This is a genomic window from Syntrophomonas zehnderi OL-4, assembly GCF_000983115.1.
Lineage (GTDB): Bacteria > Bacillota > Syntrophomonadia > Syntrophomonadales > Syntrophomonadaceae > Syntrophomonas_B > Syntrophomonas_B zehnderi.
In genome coordinates, this window is sequence record NZ_CGIH01000029.1 from 92,517 (window position 1) to 113,752 (window position 21,236).

The 21,236-nt window shown below is 43.2% G+C and carries 23 protein-coding genes; 6 read left to right on the forward strand and 17 right to left on the reverse strand.

Features of this window, described 5'->3' with window-relative positions; translation table 11 throughout:
* Positions 1-183: 183 nt before the first annotated feature.
* The gene (locus AAV90_RS09055) at positions 184-480 is read right to left on the reverse strand and encodes a hypothetical protein (protein ID WP_046498030.1); all 297 of its coding nucleotides are present in this window, start codon (positions 478-480) and stop codon (positions 184-186) included.
* A gap of 575 nt (positions 481-1,055) precedes the next feature.
* Between AAV90_RS09055 and AAV90_RS09060 the strand changes: the two genes are divergently transcribed.
* Entirely contained in the window at positions 1,056-1,280 is a 225-nt protein-coding gene (locus AAV90_RS09060) for a hypothetical protein (RefSeq protein WP_046498032.1), read from the forward strand.
* 73 nt (positions 1,281-1,353) lie between these two features.
* Here the strand turns inward: AAV90_RS09060 and AAV90_RS09065 are convergent, their stop codons facing one another.
* From AAV90_RS09065 to AAV90_RS09105, 9 genes are all read right to left on the reverse strand, one after another.
* On the reverse strand, positions 1,354-2,142 hold the full coding sequence (locus tag AAV90_RS09065; RefSeq protein WP_046498034.1) for a 2-amino-3,7-dideoxy-D-threo-hept-6-ulosonate synthase: 789 nt from the start codon (positions 2,140-2,142) through the stop codon (positions 1,354-1,356).
* Positions 2,143-2,163: 21 nt separating this feature from the next.
* Positions 2,164-3,270 carry a 3-dehydroquinate synthase II domain-containing protein gene (locus AAV90_RS09070; protein WP_046498036.1) on the reverse strand — a complete coding sequence of 369 codons (1,107 nt, stop codon included), beginning with the start codon at positions 3,268-3,270 and terminating at the stop codon, positions 2,164-2,166.
* Between the two features lie 221 nt (positions 3,271-3,491).
* Positions 3,492-4,748, reverse strand: coding sequence for a phenylacetate--CoA ligase family protein (locus tag AAV90_RS09075; protein WP_046498038.1), 1,257 nt, complete (start codon positions 4,746-4,748; stop codon positions 3,492-3,494).
* A gap of 45 nt (positions 4,749-4,793) precedes the next feature.
* Positions 4,794-5,552, reverse strand: a complete 759-nt coding sequence (locus AAV90_RS09080; protein WP_046498040.1) for an amidohydrolase family protein — start codon at positions 5,550-5,552, stop codon at positions 4,794-4,796.
* Positions 5,552-6,919 (reverse strand): phenylacetate--CoA ligase family protein, encoded by a 1,368-nt coding sequence (locus AAV90_RS09085; protein WP_052729696.1) that lies wholly within the window; start codon positions 6,917-6,919, stop codon positions 5,552-5,554. The genes AAV90_RS09080 and AAV90_RS09085 overlap by 1 nt, the downstream gene beginning before the upstream one ends.
* A complete protein-coding gene (locus tag AAV90_RS14125; RefSeq protein ID WP_052729697.1) occupies positions 6,903-8,819 on the reverse strand; it encodes a tetratricopeptide repeat protein in 1,917 nt (638 codons plus the stop codon). The genes AAV90_RS09085 and AAV90_RS14125 overlap by 17 nt, the downstream gene beginning before the upstream one ends.
* A gap of 208 nt (positions 8,820-9,027) precedes the next feature.
* Positions 9,028-9,435: a hypothetical protein gene (locus AAV90_RS09095; RefSeq protein ID WP_046498042.1), complete on the reverse strand. Its 408-nt coding sequence runs from the start codon at positions 9,433-9,435 to the stop codon at positions 9,028-9,030.
* A 206-nt stretch (positions 9,436-9,641) separates the two neighbouring features.
* Entirely contained in the window at positions 9,642-10,145 is a 504-nt protein-coding gene (locus AAV90_RS09100; protein WP_052729698.1) for a hypothetical protein, read from the reverse strand.
* Positions 10,146-10,372: 227 nt separating this feature from the next.
* Positions 10,373-10,969 carry a hypothetical protein gene (locus tag AAV90_RS09105; RefSeq protein WP_052729699.1) on the reverse strand — a complete coding sequence of 199 codons (597 nt, stop codon included), beginning with the start codon at positions 10,967-10,969 and terminating at the stop codon, positions 10,373-10,375.
* A gap of 325 nt (positions 10,970-11,294) precedes the next feature.
* Here AAV90_RS09105 and AAV90_RS15270 point away from each other — a divergent pair, with 325 nt between their 5' ends.
* Entirely contained in the window at positions 11,295-11,450 is a 156-nt protein-coding gene (locus AAV90_RS15270; protein WP_207642055.1) for a hypothetical protein, read from the forward strand.
* A gap of 324 nt (positions 11,451-11,774) precedes the next feature.
* Complete coding sequence (locus AAV90_RS09110; protein ID WP_046498044.1) at positions 11,775-12,845, forward strand: branched-chain amino acid aminotransferase; 1,071 nt, start codon at positions 11,775-11,777, stop codon at positions 12,843-12,845.
* A 162-nt stretch (positions 12,846-13,007) separates the two neighbouring features.
* On the opposite strand, the gene AAV90_RS09115 is transcribed toward AAV90_RS09110, so the two are convergent.
* The 7 genes from AAV90_RS09115 to AAV90_RS09145 all read right to left on the reverse strand — a co-directional run bounded on the left by AAV90_RS09115 (position 13,008) and on the right by AAV90_RS09145 (position 20,052).
* Entirely contained in the window at positions 13,008-13,184 is a 177-nt protein-coding gene (locus AAV90_RS09115) for a MarR family transcriptional regulator (RefSeq protein ID WP_046498046.1), read from the reverse strand.
* 229 nt (positions 13,185-13,413) lie between these two features.
* Complete coding sequence (locus AAV90_RS09120; protein ID WP_052729700.1) at positions 13,414-14,577, reverse strand: methyl-accepting chemotaxis protein; 1,164 nt, start codon at positions 14,575-14,577, stop codon at positions 13,414-13,416.
* 639 nt (positions 14,578-15,216) lie between these two features.
* Positions 15,217-15,801 (reverse strand): TVP38/TMEM64 family protein, encoded by a 585-nt coding sequence (locus tag AAV90_RS09125; RefSeq protein ID WP_052729701.1) that lies wholly within the window; start codon positions 15,799-15,801, stop codon positions 15,217-15,219.
* A 328-nt stretch (positions 15,802-16,129) separates the two neighbouring features.
* Positions 16,130-16,903 (reverse strand): alpha/beta hydrolase, encoded by a 774-nt coding sequence (locus tag AAV90_RS09130; protein ID WP_046498048.1) that lies wholly within the window; start codon positions 16,901-16,903, stop codon positions 16,130-16,132.
* Between the two features lie 109 nt (positions 16,904-17,012).
* Positions 17,013-17,228: a DUF2197 domain-containing protein gene (locus AAV90_RS09135; protein WP_157609530.1), complete on the reverse strand. Its 216-nt coding sequence runs from the start codon at positions 17,226-17,228 to the stop codon at positions 17,013-17,015.
* Positions 17,229-17,286: 58 nt separating this feature from the next.
* Positions 17,287-17,598 carry a hypothetical protein gene (locus AAV90_RS09140; RefSeq protein ID WP_046498052.1) on the reverse strand — a complete coding sequence of 104 codons (312 nt, stop codon included), beginning with the start codon at positions 17,596-17,598 and terminating at the stop codon, positions 17,287-17,289.
* Between the two features lie 3 nt (positions 17,599-17,601).
* Positions 17,602-20,052 carry a Lon protease family protein gene (locus AAV90_RS09145; RefSeq protein ID WP_052729702.1) on the reverse strand — a complete coding sequence of 817 codons (2,451 nt, stop codon included), beginning with the start codon at positions 20,050-20,052 and terminating at the stop codon, positions 17,602-17,604.
* A 405-nt stretch (positions 20,053-20,457) separates the two neighbouring features.
* Here AAV90_RS09145 and AAV90_RS09150 point away from each other — a divergent pair, with 405 nt between their 5' ends.
* The 3 genes from AAV90_RS09150 to AAV90_RS09160 form a co-directional block, all read left to right on the forward strand.
* The gene (locus AAV90_RS09150) at positions 20,458-20,682 is read left to right on the forward strand and encodes a DUF1659 domain-containing protein (protein WP_046498054.1); all 225 of its coding nucleotides are present in this window, start codon (positions 20,458-20,460) and stop codon (positions 20,680-20,682) included.
* 74 nt (positions 20,683-20,756) lie between these two features.
* Positions 20,757-20,981 carry a DUF2922 domain-containing protein gene (locus AAV90_RS09155; protein WP_046498056.1) on the forward strand — a complete coding sequence of 75 codons (225 nt, stop codon included), beginning with the start codon at positions 20,757-20,759 and terminating at the stop codon, positions 20,979-20,981.
* Between the two features lie 70 nt (positions 20,982-21,051).
* Positions 21,052-21,236 (forward strand): YvrJ family protein (locus AAV90_RS09160; protein ID WP_046498058.1); only part of this gene is annotated, 185 nt, incomplete at its 3' end.

Consider the following 21,236-nt stretch of genomic DNA (forward strand, 5'->3'; position numbering starts at 1 on the left):
ATCATTTGGTATAATGCGGTATAGAAGCTGTTTTGTCTAAAGACGTTTTTAACTAACATAAAAAGCATACCTCCTTTAGTTAATTTTGTTTTCGCTAACCAAATTATACCACAGGAGGGTATGCTTTTTGTGCTTTAAATGGACTTTTTCAGTGATCTCGAACCGTCCCCCTGACACCCCTTGCTATTTTTTATGGAAGTTTTTGAAATTCTCCAGCATATACCTTACCCCTTCTGGAATACTTCCATCCTCATTATCAAGCTGTCTGATGCCGGATTTAAAATTCTCCATTCCTTTTTTTATATTAGCTTCTATTTTATCCGGCGTATAAGCAATTTGTGGATAATTTGCGTTAATCTCCTTTAATAGTTCCTGTACGGCACTGTGGATTTCTCCGCCTGCGTTATCGCTGTTTCGTGCCTGATCAATCTTTTCCCGGAATGAACCAACTGAATTTGCAATTAAATCCTTATTAGACATACTTTATTCTCCTTCCTTTTTCTATTAATCTATTCCCATAATTTATATTTGGTTCATATTTAGCAGACATACTTATTGTCGCCTGTTCTCCCCTTAAAATAGTCATTTATATTAAAAACCCTTCAGGAAGCTTTTGTAGCATACTTGTAATTACTTGAATATATTGGTGTAGGACTAGGATTAATTGGTTTTATTTTCTAATTGACTCCCCTGCTCGCCACTCAAGTAAGTGCCGGCCGCAACCACCTGTAAAAAACGATGGCACGATACGGTGTCGTAAGCTTTGTATCTAAGCGGAAGCTAAAGCATCCGCTGCGGTTATTAGGGCTAAAGCCACCTGCTCAAATTATCGGTTTTTTTGCATATGCGATGCTGCTGATGATTTCGTTTTATTGGTAAAAAGATAATATCCCCTGCAGGGTCTACTGGTGTTCCCCGGCACTCAGCCCAACCATGAACCATGGTTAATGGTAATTTATCCCGGCTGATGGCCGGGTCGCTATTAAATTTGCCGCGTGATCCGCGTCTATTAAATTTTTTTGGATTTAAAAGTAACAAAGGGAGAGTGGTATAAAATGAAAAATGAAGGTATCTTAAAGGCGGCCGAGCAATTAAAACAAGCCATTGAACTAGCCCATAACAGTAACAATCGTTCCCAGGATGTTCTAAAAGCCATTCAAGAATTTCTAAAAAACATTAATTCCAACATCAACCCGGGAGAAAATTCGCCGTTGAACTCGCCAGATGTTACACAAGAAATCGAAAATTCAATTGTCTCAACCGATAATAATGAAGCATAGGCGATTAACAGCAGATGTTGCTCATGCCTAAAAGGCCAGGAAGATTGTTTTCCTGGCCTTAGGCTTTATGAGGTTACCTGAATTCTTCCAGGCAATCCCGGGTGATTTTTTGATCCAGTATTTTTCTGATAGTAGCGGAGAGTTGTGCCGGATCTTGATATTGAAATATATTTCTGCCGATGGAAATTCCGGCAGCGCCAACCTCAGTCGCATCAAAAATCATCTCCAGCAGGTTTGCAGTTGATGCCATCTTCGGGCCACCGGCGATTACCACCGGGATATGAACTGCGGATAATACTCGAGCGAAACTCTCCGGGCTACCCGTATAGTTAACCTTGACTATATCTGCACCGACTTCTTCGGCCACCCGGGCAGCATGACTGATCTTGTCAGGGTCATACTCACTTTCCCGGCTGCCATCCCGCACATACATCATAGCCAATAAGGGTATTTCCCACAGATCACACTGCTCAGCTACCTGCCCCAGATCTTTGAGCATTTGAGCTTCGGCGTTATCGGCCAGGTTAACATGGACTGAAACGGCTGTTGCTCCCAGTTTTATGGCATGTTCCACCGAAGCAACCAGTTCTTTTTTATTAGCCAGCGGAGAAAGATCTGTAGATGCCGACAAATGCACAATCAACTCACAACCGGCAGGATTTAAAAATTCAGTGATCCACCTGACCATACCTTTATGAACTATAATTGCATCTGCACCGCCCGCCTCTACTGATTCAACCGCCCTACTGATATCAGTTAGCCCGGATATCGGACCTGCACTTATCCCATGATCCATGGGGACGATGAACATTTTATCGGAATGCTTAAATAAACGCTTCAAACGTATTTCTTTTCCATGCATCCAAGGTTCCCCCTAACGTGATTACTTCTCCAAAATGGTTTCGCCGACTTTTATTCCTACATGCCGTCCAGGCTCACAAAGGTAAGCCAGTAATTCATCACCGGGCTTGATCTTGGTAGCATTCTTGGGCTTGCCGTCAGCTCCCATCAAGCGGATATGCCAGTCATCCTGAACAATAACGTTTAACTCCCGGCCATCTGCCTCACCTTTGATTAGCAAGAGAGGTCTGACTTCCGTTTTAATCCTGCCTACGGTTAATTCACGAATCTCACCGCTGGTATTAACGCATAACACCCGGCTGCCGGCTTTTAGGTCGGTAAGGTATTCGGCTGTTTCGTTGGGCATCCAAATATAGGAATGAACTGCCCCGGCATTTACTCTAAAAGGACGCAGGTTCATATAAGGAAGATAATGAGTTTCAGAACAGACGAAGATCCCCCCTCCGGAAGTTGATCCTACCAGCATGCCCTCATCCTGCGTCATAAGACCAGTGGTGTCAATACATGATCTTAAGCCCATGCCCACGTGCTGCACTTCGGTTACACGCAGGGGTAGGAGGTTGATGTGGGAGGGTTTTTCCTCCGTCAGATAGGCAATAATTTTTTTGATATCAGTTATATCGTCACCAGAGTAAAGTACGGCATCACTGCCTTTTTCCAATACCCCGAAAGCAACTTCAGCATCAACAAAGCTGGGCGCTTCCCTAACAATAATAGTATTATTGTCCTGGAGACGCGCCAGGATGAGTTCCAAAGGAATATTGGTAGGTAAATCGAAATCAACTATGGCATAATCATAATTTGCTGCTTCCTGCCATGATTTTTCCAGATCGTGGCTGTCATGTATGGAGAAAAATGCACAGGTTTTGTAACCTTTAAGCCGGGCAGATTCCAGTAACTCTTGAGAAGCTGATAGGACTATGTCTGTGTTGGGAATACCAGCCAGTTCGTCAAGCGTATTTATTTCCGTTATGAATTCAGTTTTTTGAGGGAAATAACCCTCCTGGCGTTGTTTATAGGATACTACAACTTTTCTGATCGCTGATTGGTTCACCATTCCCCATATATCTTGCCGCTCAAACGGAATATCCCGGCCATTAAACCATATTTCTCTCCGTAGGTTTCCCATTAAAACTGCTCCTTCCCAGGTATAATTTTTTGATCTAAGTTATGGATTTTAAAAAAAATTGTTGCTTTCCTTAATTACCATAGTATGGATTTAATCTAAAAGTTGTTACTTAAGACTTTTGCGTTATTGTATTTTCTTAAGTTGTTATTGTTAATCCCTGATACTGGAATTTCGGACAGACTTATGTGGCTAGAAAACCGGGATACCTAGTTTTATAAAAACTAGGTGCGGGCAGATTTTAAGTATGCCATTTGTTCCATTTCTGCAGCGGTATATATATACTGCGGTTTGCCAACTACTCCGATATCCAACAGTTCACTGCGGTCGAACAAGGTCCCCGCAGGAACAATGTCTATTTTTAGTTTCATCCGGTATCTTTGTTCCAAAAGATCGTGGAGTTCTTTGCCTATTTGGTCTTCACTTTTTTCCTGTTCCGCTATTATATGAATCCCCTCTTTAATCGGGCCTGCGGCCCAGAAACGCCTACCCGGCAGCTGGGATACTATTTCCTCCAGATCCCAGCGATCGAATTGCCGGTCGTCTACCTTGATAATATCCTCCTGACGTCCGCGTATCTTAAGGATGACTTTCCGGCCGCAGGGGCAGATCCACTCTGTCATTTGGGCACGATCCCCGGTCATATACCTAATCAGAGGACTGCCTTGCCGCTTTAAAGTCGTAATTACCAAAAAACCTATTTCTCCAGGTTCAACTTCACTTTTTAAATCGTCTTTTAATATTTCCAGGTAAAAATAATCATCCTGAGGGTGTGGAACTTGGCAGGCACAATCTACAACGACCGGGCCAAACTCGGTCATGCCATAATGATCAAAAACCGGCTTACCCCAGATATTTTCGAGTAACTCTCGTCTTGGTGCGGGCAGAGCTTCCCCGGCTGTAAAAATAGCCCGCAATTCGGGAAAGCTATCCCGGGGATTTAATCCCATTAATTCAGCAGTTTCAGCGATTAAAACCATTTGCAGCGGCAGTCCGGCTATAACGGTTACTTTTAGTTTTTGCAGCATGTTTACGATACGAGGAAAGGGGCTTACGGTAGAACGCGAACTGGCTGGAATTACACAGGCTCCCTGAGCTTGAGCAGCTGCCTGTACGAGATGGGCAGGGGAGGAAATGGCATAAGGAAAACGTATCAATACGATATCGTGGGGATTAAAACCTCCCCCCCAGGCTTGCAGAATTTTGACTGTATCCTCAATATCTTCGCGGGTAAACCAACTTGATATAGGTATTCCGGTTGTGCCAAAAGATTCATGGTACTGGTAGAGCAGATTGGGCGATGCCGCCAGTAATCCAAAGGGCGAATGCTTACGTAAATCAGCCTTGGTGGTAAGGGGCAGGGCTTTGAATTCCTGCCAAGTTTTTAGTGCATGGTTCGGGATTCTATCCCTGTAAAAGGCAGAATTTTGGCAATACGCCAATATCCGGTTAAGGGATTCGAGTTCTTTGTGGGTATCCAATCCGAAACCTTCTTTCTTAGGCGGTATATTTAACAGCCCGCATTGCTAGGCGATTTTTAACAATCGTTTTATATTTCCGCCCAGAATCAGATCATTTTCTGAGGCAGGCAGATCCAGCAGCATAATTTTCTTTAGTTCGGCGGCGGGATGGGAAAGCGGAAACTCGGAGCCAAAGATGATTTTTTCTGCCCCGGCTTTGTTAACGGCTGCTTTTATATGCAAAAAATTTCCGGTAGACGTTTCCAGATATACATTTTTCAATTCACGGGCCGCTTCTGCTCCTTCCCGGTCAGCCGGCCCAAACCCCATATGCCCGAGTATAAAATTAGTACCTGGAAATTGACGAGCCAGGCTGATAAAGCGGGTGGTGGAAGCCCCGGGACTAAAAACCACATGGGTGTATAGTGGGAATCCATGATCCCCGCAACAGGCTGCCAGGGCAGCTACGGATTTGCCGGCAAATGAAAACTGATGGCTCATAGGTGATAGTTTTAACCCCCGGAAACCCTCCTTAAATCTTTGGGCCAACTGTTCTGCCCCACCTTGATCATGGGGATTTATGCAAGCGAAGCCTTTTAATATAAGGTTATGGCGTTGAAATGATTCCAGGACGTAATCGTTATCCGGCACAGGGTTTTCCGCCTTGGCTGCCCCGGTAATATAATCGGTCATCCGTCTTACATCCATCATTCCACCCGGCACGGTGATTCCTTGGTCAATACCGCTGTTTTTCAGTTGTTCCAGGTAGATTTCCACATTGCCATAATCGGTGTTGGAAATATGCGCATGCGCATCAATAATCATTATTCATGCACCACCCTTACAGTTTTTCCAGCTACCCGGGGAATTCTATCCATTATTTCAAATTCACACGGCAGCCCTATGGCAAATTCCATTCGGCTGGCCAGGGAATCAGCTAATTCTTGGGTGGCCTCTATGCCTGAAGCCAATTCGCAACGAATCCTTAGCGTATCTTCGCCATCGCTTGTGACTACAAACTGGAACCAGTTGCCTATTTCGGGCATCCGTAGTAAGAATTCTTCCAGGTAGATGGGGGAAAAAGGAATGCCCTGGATCACCACCTCATCAACCTTGCGCCCGCGCAGGAAAAGGCGGGGCAGCATTATTCCGCAAGGGCAAGGATCAACATCGATATAGCCTAGATCCAGAGTACGATACCTGAGCAGCGGGGTATCATAACGCAATAGACAGGATACTACGATTTCACCTATCTCACCGGGTTCCAATACTTTTTGCGTTGCCGGGTCAACGATTTCCACCAGCATATGGGCCTGAGAAAGATGATAGCCGTTGTGATGATCACATTCTACGCCTATGCCACCAGCTTCCAAGGAACCGTAGTAGAAGTTGGCGACAGTGCCCCATATTTTTTCAACCCGCTCCCGGAAGGCCGCCGAACATCCTTCACCGGTAAGCCACATTTTTTTTAAAGGCAGGGTTCTAAGATCAAATCCGGATTCTGCGGCGGCCTCGGCCAGATTCATCGACCAGGAAGGTGTGGTTATAATTATGGTAGGCTGTAAATCCCGCATCAGCTTTATGGTTTTCTCGGGAGTCGAATATGCACCACCTTTTCCGGTTGGCACAACCGTAGCATCACAACCGTTCATAAAGATTTTATGAAAAGAAAGCCCGGAAGAACTCATTTCATAGGGCAATGCATTAATGCAGATATCCCCTCGCTTTACCGGCACCAAATGGGGATACCCCGGCGCCAGTTCATTAAGGAAATAATCCCTCCACGTATTCATGATGTATATTTCTTCCCCACCGGTAGTGCCGGTGGATACCTGAATTAAGGCTATATCTTCCTTAGGACAAGCCAGCAAATCCCAGGGTCTGCCCCGCAAGTCGTCTTTACCGGTTAACGGCAGGAGGCTAAGATCACTGATTTCTTGTATATCCTCCGGTCTGATACCGGCCTTTCGCATTTTTTCCTGATAAAACGGTGATTTGTCATATGCGTATTGGACTATATCCTGGACTGCCTTGTTTTGATAAGCTTTTATTTGTTCAGCCGTCATACTGTCAGCATCAAACTCAGCCAGACCAGCCAGGGTGGTATTCTCGTCTATGTCTTTATTAAAGTATGCTTTTAAAATGGCTGGTTTGGGCAGACGCTCCATTTTTTTTTCATAAAGCCACTTCATCCTTGTCTTTCATCCTTTCTTTAAGCAGCTCCCGGTATTTAGGATCATTGCTTTCATTTAGCAGTACCTGCCAGGTTTTTCTGGCCTTTTCCTCATAACTGATCCTTTCGTAAGCCATACCCAATTGAAAGAGGATTTCATGATAGACCTCCCGGGGAAATATTTTCTGGTTTTCTTGGTATGCTGAGGCCAGGGACTGAAAATCTTTTATAGCTTCCGAGCTTAAATGGAAAAAAGATTCCGGCAGTGCATTTAATACAAAGGCGCGCATCCTTCTTAAATCAAGGTTATTCGGTTCCATGCTGCAGGCTTGCCTTATTATCTTTAAACCGCGTAATCCGTTGCCAAACATCTGCTGAGGGTCGCTTGCATCCCTTCCCACCAGGGCCATACTGCTCCCGTAATAACCCTGGGCAATAGCATCATCGGGATACGTCTCTGCGGCTTCTTCCCACATTTCCAAAGCCAGACGGGCTGCTTTTTTATTGCCAGATAATCCCAGTTCATGCAGGCGGGCTGCTTCCTGATAAAAGCCTTGGGGGTTATGGACTGATAAATCCACCCGATTAGTGCTTACCGTCATATTGTTTTGCCGATGGTTAACTATCTCCACAAAACGTGCATTAGGCCGCAGTGATAAAAGCTTAGTATACGTTTTAACTGCATCTTCATCCTGCCCCATACGTTCATAGGCAACCCCCAGATCCAACAGCAACTGCCAATAGACTTCCACGGCAAACAAGGCAGGGTTCTTTTCATAACCGGCCAACAGGTATTCAAAATCTGTTATCGCCATGGCACTGCGTTTAAAAAACGCTTCCGGCAGCCGAAAACTGTGATAAGCCCGCAAAAATCGCAGTTCAATATTTTCCGGATCCTCTGTCAGCAAGGTATCAAAAGCCTTGATTCCATTTATAGCACTGCTAAAAAGCTTGAATGTATCCTGTGAGTACCTGCCTATTAGCGACATACAGTCACTATGGATTGCGGACAACATTTTGTTTTGGGGATTCTCTGTCCAGGCTTCTTCAAAAAAAGCAGCGCCCTTTTTAGCTGCCTCCTGGTTTCCGGCCAGGGCCTTTCTATATAGTTTAAGGCCTTCAGGAGGGATAAAACTGCCTGATTCAGCCTTTTTTGATTTTGAGCGGGTTCTGGATTTTACCAAGGTTTTCCCGCTCTGAGAAGAATTTGACCGGGTATCCTGCTGCAGGGATGCCGTCAGATTTGGTTGGGCAGGTTTTAAACCGCTGATTGAATCATCAGGCAGTGCGCCAACCCCGGAATCAGTCGGCCGATTTTTGGTATTAAAGCCTTGCTTTTTTAAAAGCTTGATATATTTTCTGTCGGGTTCCAAAGCCAGGAGTCTGCTCCAGACCGTTTCAGCTTCCTGATTACTATTTATGGTCTTGTAAGCCATTCCCAGGGTATAGAGAATATGATGGTAATAATCAATGGTAAAAATTACGGGATCCTCTTCATAACGCTGCACTAAGTAGTTTAGATCTTCTACTACGGTCGAGCCGCGCTGAAAAATTGGTTCGGGCAGACGGTAGCAAACGTTGAAGCGCAAATTGCGTATTTCTATATTCTCCGGTTCGTTGGCCACAGCCTGATCCAAAATTTTAAGACCTTGGTTGGCATACTTCATTTTTTCCATGGGATTGGGCTCATCCCGTCCTAATAAAGCAGTGGCACTGCCCAGATATGCATAAATCAAATTGTCAGCCGGATCTATGTCGTGCATTTTTTGAAATTCAGCCACAGATTCCTTAACAGCCAAAGTATCTCCAGCAACACCGCGGCTGTGTAAATCAAGTGCCTGGACAAAACTGTTTCCTCGGGCAGCTTGGTAATCATCTGTTAATTTATGAGAAATACCGCTCCCCCCAAACTCCTTCACAGAAATCAACCTCCCTCCATTAAAAAACCAAACCTGCTCGGATTACTCGACTGTCTTCTCGGATGCAATACTATGCCGACTGCGCTTTAGGCAACAGCCATTAAAACTGTTAACATTACTGTGATAGTCTATGATGTTGACGGCCAAGAGGTGATTTATCAGTTCAAAACCTGTCTGGTTGGAGCAAACTAATAAGTGCTATTACCTGCTATTCATAAGGTGATTTAAAAGCCGATTTAAAACCCTTCATCTTTTTTTTCATTTCCTTTTTAAAATCGGCGGAATCAAAATTACCCGATTTAGGTATAACATTAATAAACTGCTCCATCATTTGTTTAACTCCCGGCGGCATCTTATTACCCAGTTTATCCATCAGCATACCGATATCATATTGTGAATAGTCTACGGGCTTAGGCTCGTATCTGCGGTTTTGTTTAGGCTGGGGAAATTTCGGAGGTTGCTGCTCATTTGCCTGCTTTTCTCTCGGGTAGGAGTAATTAAAGCTATGGCTTTGCAGAGATTCCTGAACACGGCTATAAATTTCTGCGGGATTTTGAGTATTTTGCACCGCCTGTTTTATTTTATTTTTAAATTCCTGGTTTTTTGTGTTGCCCAATGTATTAACTCCTTTCTGTATTAACCAGCCAGGAAAATAGCTGTGTGTTATACGAATTATAAATTTCCTTTCCACGCCGAATCTAAACCATCACCTTGCGGGTATAGACGCTCCCCGCTACTCAGCCCGGCCTTGAACCGGTTTAGCGGCAAATTGCCCTGAGTGGGGCGCTATATTGTTGCCGCTTGATCCCGCTTCTTTTTTTACTAAACCCGTGGCTGAACTGCCTCCAGGTCTCTGCGCAGCTGCTGGTGGAATTCTGCGGAAAAAACGCTGGGATCCTTATCATAGCGGCTTAACAGATATTTAAAATCTTCGGCGGCGGTTTTTCTGCGATCAAAGACATCCCGGGGAAGATTTAAGCAAATATAAGCCCTCAAAATTCTGATTTTGATATTATTTCTGTCCCTTATAACGGCTCTATCAATTATTTTTAAACCTTCGTTAGCTTTTTTTAGCTTTTCATCCGGGTTTACTGCGTAACGGCCTTGCAGTAGGATTGCACTTCCCAAATAAGCTTCGACAAGCGCCTCTTTAGGCACCATTTTGTGGATTTCAAGCAGTATTTCATGGGCTTCTTGACTAGCTTTTTTATCTCCAGTAATGCCGCGCTGATGTAAATCCAGAGCCTTTGCGAAAAGTTCCTCCCAGTTTTGATTTCCTTTCTTTTGATTAATTGAATAAGGTGCAACCAAGCCTTTTTTTGTCATAATTTCTTTTGCTCCTTCATTAATTCTAAAATAATTCCATCTTAACCGACCTTATATATGTTATGGTTGAAAAAGGTGATTGGTGATATATAAATCGCAATGCTTAGGCATCCCAAGACCAAGCTGCCGTTGTTCTATCTCTGTATATATAATGACGAAGGCACGTTGTCATATCGGTGTCCTTCGTCATTATGGATTTTAACTATTTTTATATATCATTAATCTGTCTACTTTTTCTTGCCCATTTTACTGAAACTGGCGTAGATTTTCTGCACATGAGGTGGTATGGCACCTAGTCGATTGCGTATCTCTTCTATATCAGACAGAATTTTTTCATAGAGATCTGCATTAAAAATACCGGGAGCGGCTTCATAACGGGATTTAAGGTATAAAAAATCCTCAATGGCATCGGGGCCGCGATTTAACCAATCGGGAAGATTTTTTAATACATAGGCATGCAGAATCCTTATTTGGATATCGTCAGGTTCTTTTTGAAAAGCGCTGTCTAATATCTTTAGCCCTTGACTCGATTTCTTGCCTTTATTCACAAGATTATTCTCCTCACGAGCTGATAGTACATAGGCACCGCCATAGTAAGCTTCAATTAAGGTGTTTTCAGGGATCTGCCGGTGCAGCACTTCCAACAATTCCAAAGCTTTACGGGCTGCACCTACGTCTCCGTTTACTCCTTTTTTATATAAATCTTTAGCTTCATCAAAATGTTTTTCCCATGAACTGTTGCTTAAGTCAATTGTCGGCGCGGACATTCCAGTATTCATTTTCTGTTCAGATTTATTTGTTTTCTCCTTTTTTCTTTTTCCCATTATTTCACTCCCTTTATTTATAGATACCATGTAATATAGTGTTGTGCGATTTGGGCATCATTACCTGTAATGATAGTTTATGGTGTTTAGCCATTTAATGTTCTTCAGCAAAAAATTGAACCTATAATCGTCAATTTTCTGGGGCCTTGTTTTAGCGATGTCTAATTTTGGTTTTAGGCCGGGGATCCTTAAGATACGGTATTATAATGGTGCTTTCCTTTACAAATACTATATATAGATATATAATTTTATATAGAATGTTATTAACTGGTACAATATTTCTCATATTTCTAGCAAAATAAGCAGCAAAGTGCGTTTATCTATTATGTATAGAAAGGAGATCGTTGTAATGGAACAGGCAACTCAGGCTCCGGAAAGAAGCAAGGCAGTCACTGCCATCTATACCGGGATCGGATTATTATTAGGAGCGGCGATCGGTGGTCCTTTTTTATGGCTGATGATCTGGTTGCTTAACGCATAGTCCCAAAGCGAATTTCACCCCTATCCTTTCATCGTCTATGGAATTAAAAAATCAGGCAGGACAATTTTAAGGAGGCTGCAGGAACTGATTAATCCAGCAGTCTCCTTAAAATTGTGGTGGTTAAGCAGCCGCGGATTTCTGCGGCTTTAATGGACACAGATAACCCAGCTAAGACTGGTTTCACTGTCTCACCATTTTTTAAATAGTATTGTATACAATTTTTATTGATAATATCTTGAGGCGATTGTGGTAATATGTATTTTAATAATTACTGCTCGGTTAATTTAGCAGGTTAAATTTTAAAAATCAGAAGGAGTGACCCCAATGTCTAGTCAAATTGCTATCCAAAAAGTCAGCCAACCTAAACCGAAGCCAAACCAAGCAGAGCTTGGTTTTGGGCATTTTTTTACTGACCACATGTTTATTATGGATTATACCGCGGGACAGGGTTGGCACGATCCGCGTATCGTTCCCTACGGACCTATTGAAGTTGAACCTTCGGTAATGGTTTTTCACTACGGCCAGGCTACCTTCGAAGGATTAAAGGCATACAATACTGTTGACGGCAGAATTTTGCTATTCAGGCCTTATGCCAATGCCGAAAGACTGAATGTATCAAATGAAAGGCTGTGTATACCGCCAATAGACCCTAATTTTACAGTAGAGGCGATTAAAAGCTTGGTAGAATTCGAGAAAAACTGGATTCCTGCGGGAGAAGGCAACTCTTTATATATTCGTCCTTTTGTAATCGCTACTGATCCATATTTAGGGGTTAAGCCTGCTGATACCTATAAGTTTTTCATTGTATTGTCACCGGTAGGTGCCTATTACCCCGAAGGAATCAATCCGGTTAAAATATATGTGGAGAGCAACTATGTCCGCGCCGTCAAAGGCGGACTTGGCTTTACCAAAACCGCCGGTAATTATGCAGCCAGCTTAAAGGCACAGGAAGAAGCCAAGGAAAAAGGGTTCACCCAGGTATTATGGCTGGACGGTATTGAGAAAAAATATATTGAAGAAGTTGGGACGATGAATGTTTTCTTTAAGATTGACGGCGAAGTCGTTACCCCTTCTCTGGAAGGCAGTATTTTAGCCGGTATTACCCGCGATTCAACTATTAAGTTGCTTAAGAGCTGGAATGTGCCGGTTAATGAAAGAAGGATCAGTATCGAGGAACTGTACGTAGCCCATGACCAAGGTAAACTAGAAGAAGCCTTTGGTACTGGTACAGCGGCGGTTATTTCGCCTATCGGCGAACTAAACTACAACGGCCGGACAATCAGCATCAACGGCGGAAAAACAGGCGATCTGTCCAGCAAAATCTATCACACCATAACCGGTATCCAGAATGGCTCCGTTGCAGATACCTTCAACTGGACGGTTGAAGTAAAATAAAAAACATGGAACAGCTTTGGGGCGGGGGCAGGTACCCGGTAGTTACACCTTAACAAGGAATGTTGTTTTTAAATTGTGGCGGGGTAATTAAAAAAATAGCTGCGGATTAAGGTGACCTTTAGCATCAAAAGCAGGTAAAATTATTTTACCTGCTTTTATTTCTTAATTGATCTGGTAATAGCAACGTTTGGGGGAGTTAATCTTCTCAGCTTCTTTAAGTTTCTTTATGATCTTGTCAACTTCTTTTTTATCCACACCGGATAATTCGGCTACTTCTTTAGCGCTCAGGGCTTTGCCTGCCTTGGTGAAAGCCTCCAGTACTTTGCTTTCGTTATCCATATTGCCACCCCCTTTGTACAGGTTTAGCTAATAATATATTTTAATGAATACCCATTGTCAAGTTGATCCCAATCAGGTTTGTTTCAGTTTGTTGGAATTACAAAAACATTTTTTTGTTAAAATTCTACTGCCCCGGCACTCAGCCCAACCTTAAACCGGGTTAGTTGTAAATTGTCCCTGCCGAGTGCCGGGTCGCTGTTGAGGTTGCAACGTCAATTCTCATATCAGCCTAAAGCTGAGCCGCGGTCGCATCGAGTTGTATTGCCAAAGAACTCATCTCTTCCAGGCTGGCATTGACTTCTTCGGTGGTAGCGGCCACCTGTTGGGTATTGCTCAGGGTGGCATTGGACATCTGCATAGTTTTTTCAATGGCGGCATTGACCCTATCTAATAGCTCTTTTATCTGCACAACAGTCTCTTTGGATTCATCGGATAATTTTCTTATTTCCTCAGCCACGACCCCAAATCCCCGACCGGCATCTCCGGCCCGGGCGGCTTCTATGGCGGCATTTAATCCCAGCATCTTGGTTTCATCAGCAATTTCCTTGATAAAGGCTAAGACCGTATTAATCTCGTTGGCATTGTTTTGCACCTTTTCAATCTCCTGATGCAATCCGTCCTGATTGGCGCTAACTTCTGAAGCAGCCGCTGCCATTTCTTCCATAGCCGCGGATACCTCCGATAATCCCTTCTCCATGTTTACGGCCATTTCCTTGAGGGTTACCTCTATTTCACGGGGCAAAGCCAGTGTAAAGGAACCAATCATTTCCTGAGTATCATCATCTTTTAACGGATACGCACTGACCCGGCCATACGCTCCGTAAACTTCCCTGGTCACATCGATGTAAGCATATCTGCCTTCCTGTATACATCTATAGGTCAGATCTCCCTCTTTTATGGGCGTACCATCGGGGATCAAATTGTCTCGGAAATTATCGGAGCCTGCGTGCTTGAGGAATTTCTCCCGGTCGGTTACGTACATGGCTCCTCCCCCGGGAAACATTTCAATAATAATCGGGGCAAAAAAGTCAAAAGCCTCCACCACTTTATTAACCTTGGGCTTTACGAGTGCCCAAGCCCCGAGCACCTCTTTCTCATCATCGGACCAGAGGGGACCGGCAGTAACTATTGCCCGCGTGCCGTATACATTTTCAGCTAAGCTTAAATCGATTACTTCCTGTTTTTTTATTACCTGGTCGCTGACCCCGCCGGCCTTATTGAGATCCCCAACTTCCACTCCAGGGGGGTCAAACTTGGCGGAAACCTGTTTGTATATTATTTTTTCCAGATCAGTAACAATAAAGATCGCGCCTGCCTCGTATGTATCCACCAGTACACTGTACATCTGCTTGATATCTTCGAGATTGTTCCAGTGCAATTTTATCTGATTCATCGAATTGCCTCCTAAATCTTAAATGCCCGGTTATTATGGGTTGCTTTTTGCATGATAATATACGAAAAATTCCTCCCCCCCCTCTGCCGAATCTCTTGGTGGCAAAACCTTCAAAAAAGATAAGACACCAATATTCGGCAAAAAAAATATAACAACCAGTATAATGCTCTTACTCCATGGCCCCGTTCCAGATTGAAATTGTCTTACTAGCTTTAACCTGATTGTTTTCCTTAATTTCATTTTGTGATAACGTTCGCTATATTATTACTTATTATTAGTTTATTCCTTTATTTTCTATGTTTCAATCATATTCATTAATTTGCTATTTTAGTATAATATTTTGCGGTAAGGGTTTTATTACCGAAGGAATCAGGAAAATCACGATAATCAAGTCATATTCTTAGTGTCTTTTTTCATATAAAATGAGACTATTTGTGATATATGTCCTATATGTTTCTTCGTACTTTCTTCGACTATGCTTTAATTTTAAATCTACAGCATAATATTGATTACATGGCATTAAGGGAGAAATATACCTGTATTTTGTAATTTACAGTTAAAAAATAAATATCTGCTGTTTTCAGACAAGTTTCTGGCTTATAATTACTGCGGAAAGAGGGACGGCGCCATTACCAATGTCTATCGACGGAAATTCGGTAGGAGTTTGCGGAAATAGTTAATGCCGAGGAACGAAATCAGAAAAATAATGCCGATAATCGTCAGGGTATTGGAGAGGTTTTTGGATTTCATGAAGTAATCACCCAGGGCTACATATATTATCGCCCAAGGTATTTTGCCGATGGCCGAGGAAGACAGAAATATTTTGGTTTTCACTCCCCCCAGACCCGAGCCGATGTTAATTATCGGGGTAGGTACCACCGGAAAAATACGACAGATTAATAAAACCCAGAAAATTTTTTTATCATCTAAACTGTTTAAATCAAAATTATAGCGTTTTTCAATCCTATCAGTAATCCGGTTGCCGCCTATTTTTTTAGTTATCCAATACAGACTAAATGCTCCGCTTATCGCACCGCCCCAGGCCAAAAAAAAGCCGATCAGGTTGCCAAATATCATACCTGCGGCTCCGGCAATTATCACATAGGGTATAATGGGAGCTATCGCCTGCAAATAAAACAAGAAAAATGCCGCTAGCGGACCATAAACGCCAAAGCTCTTAATATAAGATACGGTAGAATCTATGCTGGTAAAATCAATATGCATTATATACCCCCGACAGTAAAATCTGCTTTTTAAATAATACCCATACCCGCTACTTAAGTAAATTTCCGCCGAGGAAGCTAAAGCTTCCTCTACGGGTTTTCTTCCTCTACGGGTTTTCTTCCCCTTCGGGTTTTGATTCCCTACGGGTTTTGAGTATTCTTTAAGTTTTTTAAATATTATTTTATACAATTCAGTGCTATGTATAGTTTTCAGTATACTTCAATGTCTAAAAAATCATCCCTCGGGTACTAATTATGTTCCACGGGACTCGCTATAGGGTGGGGGGGTTACTAATAAAGTTGTTATGTCAATCCGAATCCAGGTCTATTTATTCACCGCCGCTTTGGGTTTTCCTAATAAATTTCTGTAGCCATTCCAGGGTAATATCTTCCCGGAGCTTAGTTTTGGAAAGAAATCTATGACCTGCTTCCTCTACCAGCGAAAGCTGAGCATGGGGAAGTTTTTGCTGCATATAAACAGCATTCTTAACCGGTACCACTTCATCATCCCGGGCATGAATGATCAAAACCGGCCGGTTCTGCATAGCCATAAGATAGCGGTCTATATCATGGTGAGCAAAATCCTTTATAAATCCTGATTCCAGATCAAACTCCCCAGCATCGTCCTGGATATGTATGGGCTGTTCCGATGACAGGTTTTTAAACTCGTCCAAAATCATGACCGTAAAGGTTTCTTCCAGAAAAACCGGGGTGGACCAAAGTATAAAAGCAGCTACCCGCTCATCCTCCGCACCGGCGGCAATAGCTGTACTCCCTCCAAAACTGCGCCCTAAAAGTACCACCGGCAAGTCATACTTGATATGCAAGTAATCAATGACTGCCTTAAGGTCACTTGCCTGACGGCTTAAGGTCATGGTTGAGAAATCGCCTTCGCTCGCTCCGCTGCCACTAAAATCAAAGGCCAAAACCCCCATCCCTAGTTCATTGACCCTTTTGGCGAAATCGAATATCCTGCCGGAGTTCTCTTTGGCGCCGCGAAAACCATGGCATACAACTAAAAATAATTGCGGCTTGCTCTCCGGCATAAAAAGGTAGGCCGCCAGTTTATGACCGACCTTATTCTCAATACTGATTGTCTGCACAACTATGCCTCCTAATTAAGCTAGGTATAGGATTCAGCTTTCCCTTAAATCAGGGTATTTATCTATCGAAAATAGACGTTAGCAACCACCCTGATGTCCCCTGCCTGTTTTAAGAACTGGACGGTTTAATGGGCTTTCTTTGTTCATCGGCTTCGTAGCGGACTTTGTTGCTGCATCGATCACAGATAAAGGTAGCCGTGGAAACGTTTTTTTCACTGAGGTTTTTGTAGTCTTTATGGTCTTCATTCAACTGATAGGACTTGCCGCACATTATACAGCGGGCATTAAGTGATTTCATGGTTCTCTCCCCTTTCACTTTTAGCATCAGCAACTTTTGTTCGTAAGATTAAAGGGTTGCTGATTACTGCTCCCCCCGTAAGCAACTATTCTATGATCTTAATATAATCTACCCGAGCATAATTAAAAGATCCGATTATTTCTCCCTGAGCATTATAAATATAATTAAGTGATGAGCCTCCGACATATACCTGACCGTCTTTTTCTATCCCCAAACCCTTAACATAGGCCGGAATATGCTGCGTACTGGTAAAATATATTTCAACTTTCAGCAGCTTGGGCTCCGGGGGTTCGTTTTTTTTAAAAAGCTGTTTGTAATCATATTTACAGCCGCCGATCATCATCAAACCAATGATTAACAAAACAATCATTATTCTGCGGGGGTTTTTCTGCACCAATCGCTACCTCCTTCGTCTTCTGGCTAAAACATCGCGTGACTGGGTGGGTATTTTGTCACGGATCAGAGTTCTCTGGCCTTTCCGATTCCAACCCGCCAGTTTCTCATTTACCAAAAAATGTAGTGTATCCGGAGGATATTCGCCTTTATAATCCCGCTTTCCTGCAGGTATCCCGCTTAGGATTTCCAACCCTTCATCTACATACTCTACCGCCCAGATTGTAAATTCCCCGGAATTTACAGCCTCAATAACATCGTCACTTAACATCAGTTGGGCAAGGTTTTGCTTAGGAATAATGCAGCCCTGTTCTCCGTCCAGGCCTTTTTGTTGGCAAATTCGGAAAAAACCTTCTATCTTTTCGTTAATCCCTCCTACCGGTTGTATTTCTCCGTTTTGGTTGACCGAGCCGGTAACTGCAATACCTTGTTTGAACGGCACGCCGGACAAACTTGACAGTAAGGCATATAATTCCGCACTGGAAGCGCTGTCGCCTTCTATTCCTGAATAGCTTTGTTCAAAGGTCAAACTGGCCGAGAGGGATAAAGGCTTATCCTGAGCATATTGGGCACCAATATAGCCATTTAAAGTTAAAACACCTTTGCTGTGGATGCTACCGCTCATGTGGATTTCTCTTTCTATATTAACCAGGCCCTTTTCCCCCATAAAAGTCTTGGCTGTTATACGTACCGGCCTGCCAAACATATGATCCCCCAGCATATATACCGCTAAGCCGTTCAATTCACCGGTTTTTTTTCCATGGACATTAATCATCAGGGTGTCATCCCTGATACTCTCCTGAATCTTTTCCTCGATCATAGCCGCACGGTAATATTTTTCGGCAATGGCTTTTTGTACATGCTCGGCCGTAACCAGCTCTGCTTTGGAAAGCCTGGCCCAGCGATTGGCCTCATAGATGATTTCCACCAGTTTGTTAAACAAGGTAGTTAATTTGCGCTGATTCTCGGCCATACGGCTGCCATAATCGACGACCCGGGCTACCGCGGCTGGATCAAAATGAAGCAAACCCTCGCTTTCACAGACGGAACTAATCATACGGGCATAGTCTTTTATATGCATGCGGGTGCGATCCATTTCCACATCAAAATCAACCTTGACTTTAAAAAGCTCTTGAAATTCTTCATCATGTGTATAGAGCAAATAGTAATAAATCGGTTCTCCGATCAAAATGACCTTGATATTTACCGGTATTTTGTCCGGTTGCAGGGTTTCGCTGTTGCCGATACCCAGATTTTTCGTCAGGCTTTCCACCCTTATTTCTTTGTTTTTAATAACCCGTTTCAAGTTATCCCAGACATAGTAGTTTTTGAGGATATCATAAACATGCAAAACCAGATACCCTCCGTTGGCTCGATGAACCGCTCCGGGCTTAATTTTCATGAAGTCTGTAGACAGTATTCCAAACTCACTTTCAAATTCCACCTGTCCGAAAAGGTTACTGTAATTAGGATTAGTCTCATAGACTACCGGTGCATTTTTCAACCCGGAACTGTCGACCAGATGGTTTACCTGATAGCGGCGTAGCAAGGATTTTTTATCCATACGCCGCAGGAAATTCATAGCATTGGAATCTTCCTCGGCCGTGAACATCTCCAGGTTGTTTAAGACATCCTGCTGCATATCCTGGAGATAATCTTTTACTGCTGGAAATTTGCCATATTTTTTTAGTAGCTTGGTAAAATACGGCAGGGTAATCTCGCGCGCGGTTTCCTGTTCCAATGCTTTAATTTTTTCCTTGACGGATTTCTCCAGTTCTTTATATTGACGAAAAGATTCATTTATTTTTTCTTGCACAAAGGCACTTCTTTTCAATATCTCCTGGCGTTCATCCTCGGACATGGCCATAAAATCATCCTGGCTTAAAACTTCACCATTTTTCAAGGGGATACTGGTTACACCATTAGCGTTACGGGAGATGGTAAACCCGTAGGTACGCGACTCTTCCTCCAATTTCAGATACATCTGATTCGTTTCTTCAACAAAACTGTTTAATATGGAGCTTTTTTTAAAATCATATTCGTGACTTTCAAAGGATTTAACCATCTGCTTGATCAGCAGATCCATACTTTCGGCCAGATCTTCCTTTAACTCCTTACCTAATCCCGGCGGTAATTCCAGGGCCTGGGGGCAGTCCGGCTGTTTGAAATTATATACGTAGCACCAATCCGGGGGAACTTTCCGGCGGCGCGCTTTTTTCTCCAGCATGTCACGTGCCAGGGTGGTCTTTCCTGTTCCGAAGGCCCCCGATAGATAGATATTGTAACCTTCGTTTTCCATATCCAGACCAAATTCCAGGGAATGAACCGCCCTATCCTGACCGATAATGCCTTTTAGGGGTTTAACTTCCGCAGTACTGGCGAATTTAAAGATAGATGGGTCACATTTGGTGTTCAGATCTTTAGCTTTGACCTTGCATTTATCGGTATTTAAATACAAATACTACACCCCCGTAAGATATTCATAATGTTGGTTTTTAAGAATGGGGTTTGCAAAAGCGCCCCCGGCTAATTTTATGGTAACTTTGAGTTTCTATCCCATTATACCGCAAATTATAGCAAAGCTATCGCATTAATAATAGAGCGGCCAATTAACAGCTTTGAAAATTGCCGCTAAAAACAGCTTCTATTAAAATCTATTATCTATAATTAAATACTTTTTGATAACAACTTTCCCGCCTGCTCCTGAAATAATCCAGACTGCCTTAAGACGCCTTTATAATAATTTATCTAAAGGAAAAAAGGCTTCGTTTTTGCTAGAACCCTTTTTAACTTTTTCCTGGATACGATTTAAACTGCAGTAGAAAGCAGGCCTGCTTAATATAACCGACAGGAGGTGATGTAAATGGCAGTCACCAGTAATTCCCTAGCCAGTGATCTCGTTTTAATAATGGAAGATGGTATCGGGGCATCCGGTCAGCCACGCAGCAAAAGCCGCGTCTTTAAAGGCATTAAAACTGATGCCAACAACGCAGATGTCTATGACGTGGCCCAGACCCTGATCGGCTTGCAAAGCAGGCTGAACCAGGCCATCCAGCGCCGGGATACGGTAGAATTAACTAATGTTTAAGCTTCAGGGCATACTTTTCAGGAGCCTGTCCGAGACGGGCTCCTCAATAACACCAAGGAAAGGAGGCAGAAATTATGGCTGCTCAGAGAATTCTGGAAATGGATTTTAGCACTGAGTTGGGCAAAACTCAACGCCTTAGAATCTACGATGCCAAAGAAACCTTAACCGGAGCTGAAGTTGCCGCCGCGATGGATAAAATTATTACTACAGGCATCTTTAAAAGTACCGGCGGCAACCTGACCGGCAAGGTCGATGCTCGTATCATCACGACAACTGCTGACGATTTAGATCTGGTATAGGCGGTCTTATTATTCTAAAGCGGGCGGACAGGTACCGCCCGCTATTTTAATATGAAAGGAGGCAACACATATGAACGAACTCCTAAGCCTGATCGGCAATGTCGGTTTTCCCATAGCTGTATCCATATATCTGCTGATCCGGGTGGAAAACAAACTTGGTGATCTTGCCTGGGCTATCGGCGAGTTACGTGAAGCCATCATCACCCTGCCCCACGACAAGTACTGGCCAAAAGCTCACTCCCAGTCATCCTACCC

Bases quoted from the DNA above. Each gene is read 5' to 3' on its own strand.
- AAV90_RS09135 (WP_157609530.1), bottom strand. From the start codon at position 17,228: ATGCTAAAAGTGAAAGGGGAGAGAACCATGAAATCACTTAATGCCCGC.
- AAV90_RS15270 (WP_207642055.1), top strand. From the start codon at position 11,295: ATGTATAGAAAGGAGATCGTTGTAATGGAACAGGCAACTCAGGCTCCG.
- AAV90_RS09125 (WP_052729701.1), bottom strand. From the start codon at position 15,801: ATGCATATTGATTTTACCAGCATAGATTCTACCGTATCTTATATTAAG.
- AAV90_RS09055 (WP_046498030.1), bottom strand. From the start codon at position 480: ATGTCTAATAAGGATTTAATTGCAAATTCAGTTGGTTCATTCCGGGAA.
- AAV90_RS09060 (WP_046498032.1), top strand. From the start codon at position 1,056: ATGAAAAATGAAGGTATCTTAAAGGCGGCCGAGCAATTAAAACAAGCC.
- AAV90_RS09105 (WP_052729699.1), bottom strand. From the start codon at position 10,969: ATGGGAAAAAGAAAAAAGGAGAAAACAAATAAATCTGAACAGAAAATG.
- AAV90_RS09115 (WP_046498046.1), bottom strand. From the start codon at position 13,184: ATGGATAACGAAAGCAAAGTACTGGAGGCTTTCACCAAGGCAGGCAAA.
- AAV90_RS09155 (WP_046498056.1), top strand. From the start codon at position 20,757: ATGGCTGCTCAGAGAATTCTGGAAATGGATTTTAGCACTGAGTTGGGC.
- AAV90_RS09070 (WP_046498036.1), bottom strand. From the start codon at position 3,270: ATGGGAAACCTACGGAGAGAAATATGGTTTAATGGCCGGGATATTCCG.
- AAV90_RS09110 (WP_046498044.1), top strand. From the start codon at position 11,775: ATGTCTAGTCAAATTGCTATCCAAAAAGTCAGCCAACCTAAACCGAAG.
- AAV90_RS09085 (WP_052729696.1), bottom strand. From the start codon at position 6,919: ATGAAGTGGCTTTATGAAAAAAAAATGGAGCGTCTGCCCAAACCAGCC.
- AAV90_RS09120 (WP_052729700.1), bottom strand. From the start codon at position 14,577: ATGAATCAGATAAAATTGCACTGGAACAATCTCGAAGATATCAAGCAG.
- AAV90_RS09100 (WP_052729698.1), bottom strand. From the start codon at position 10,145: ATGACAAAAAAAGGCTTGGTTGCACCTTATTCAATTAATCAAAAGAAA.
- AAV90_RS09065 (WP_046498034.1), bottom strand. From the start codon at position 2,142: ATGCATGGAAAAGAAATACGTTTGAAGCGTTTATTTAAGCATTCCGAT.
- AAV90_RS09150 (WP_046498054.1), top strand. From the start codon at position 20,458: ATGGCAGTCACCAGTAATTCCCTAGCCAGTGATCTCGTTTTAATAATG.
- AAV90_RS09080 (WP_046498040.1), bottom strand. From the start codon at position 5,552: ATGATTATTGATGCGCATGCGCATATTTCCAACACCGATTATGGCAAT.